This is a genomic window from Arthrobacter sp. CAL618, from assembly GCF_000468215.1.
Taxonomy (GTDB): Bacteria; Actinomycetota; Actinomycetes; order Actinomycetales; family Micrococcaceae; genus Arthrobacter_D.
Map to the genome: position 1 here is coordinate 1 of NZ_ASZW01000190.1, position 1364 is coordinate 1364.

Annotated in this window: 3 protein-coding genes; all 3 read left to right on the top strand. The window is 67.7% G+C overall.

Features of this window, described 5'->3' with window-relative positions; translation table 11 throughout:
* Positions 1–732, top strand: a 732-nt coding sequence (locus tag K728_RS0111475) for a dihydroorotase (RefSeq protein ID WP_024476795.1), incomplete at its 5' end; no start/stop codon positions are given.
* A complete protein-coding gene (locus tag K728_RS0111480; RefSeq protein WP_024476796.1) occupies positions 720–1259 on the top strand; it encodes a PH-like domain-containing protein in 540 nt (179 codons plus the stop codon). The genes K728_RS0111475 and K728_RS0111480, both read left to right, overlap by 13 nt.
* A partial coding sequence (locus tag K728_RS23255; RefSeq protein ID WP_443110971.1) for a hypothetical protein occupies positions 1256–1364 on the top strand: 109 nt, incomplete at its 3' end. The genes K728_RS0111480 and K728_RS23255, both read left to right, overlap by 4 nt.

Below are 1364 nucleotides of genomic sequence, written 5' to 3' on the forward strand. Positions count from 1 at the left end.
CTGACCGGCTGGCCCGCCGTCGCCGAGGAAAGCATCATTGCCAGGGACGTCCTGCTGGCCCACCATGTGCAGTCACGGCTCCACGTGTGCCACGTGTCGACGGCCGGGTCGGTGGAAATTATCCGCTGGGCCAAGGCCCGCGGCATCAGGGTGACCGCCGAGGTCACCCCGCACCACCTGCTACTCACCGACGAGCTGGTCCGTAGCTACAACCCGGTCTACAAGGTGAACCCGCCGCTCCGCACCGGCGAGGACGTGCAAGCACTGCGGGAGGCCCTGGCTGATGGGACCATCGACGTCGTCGGCACCGACCACGCCCCGCATCCTTCCGAGCACAAGGACTGTGAATGGGCGCAGGCCGCCATGGGCATGACCGGGCTGGAAACCGCGCTCTCGGTGGTGCAGCACACCATGATCAACACCGGCCTGATGGATTGGGAAGGCTTCGCCAGGGTCACCTCGAGCACCCCGGCAACGATCGGAGGCCTTGAGCAGCAGGGACGGCCGCTGGCCGAGGGTGAGGCAGCTAACGTCACACTCGTCGATCCGGAGGCACGCTGGGTGGTCGATCCGGATAAAATGGCCACGATGGGCCGTAACAGCCCATTCGCCGGCACCGAACTACCCGGAGCCGTGCATGCCACGTTCTTCAGGGGCCACCCAACCGTCCTGGCTGGCCGACTGAACACACCGCACCCAACTGCAGCTGAGGAATCCACATGGACTGGCTAATGCCCGTCGCCATCTCACTGGGCACCGTCGCCGTCGTCGTCGCGCTCGGAGCCCTGGGCTGGCGTGCCCGCCTGGCCCGGCAACGCGACATCCCGGCGCCGTCCCCTGCCCCCGAAACACTCAGCGAACCGCGTTACCTGGCCAACGGCCAGTATGTGGTCACGACGACGGCGGGGGACTGGCTCGACCGGATCGCCGTCCATGGCCTGGGCGTGAAATCCAACGCCACGGCGAGCGTCCACGACGAAGGAATCCTGATTGTGCGCAGCGGCGCCCGGGACCTCTTCATCAGCCGGTCGGACCTGCGCGCCGTCCGCCTCGACCGGGGGATGGCCGGCAAGTTCGTCGAGAAGGACGGGCTGGTGGTGTTCACCTGGACCCTGAACGGGACAGCCGTTGACACCGGATTCCGGACCCGCGAGGCAGCCGCCCGCACCCGCCTCCTCGATGCCGCCGCAGCCCTCGCCCCCGCAGCACCCAGCACCTCACAGGCTCAGGTTCACAACCCCACGAAGGACACACAGTGACAGATTCCAGCCAGCCAGCAACCGAAAGCGCTGCCGTTCTGATGCTCGAGGACGGCCGGATCTTCCGCGGCCGCAGTTACGGGGCCGAGGGCACCGCCCTCGGCG

What these genes read in the sequence shown, in the direction of transcription:
- K728_RS0111480 (WP_024476796.1), top strand. Translation starts at nt 720, where the DNA reads ATGGACTGGCTAATGCCCGTCGCCATCTCACTGGGCACCGTCGCCGTC.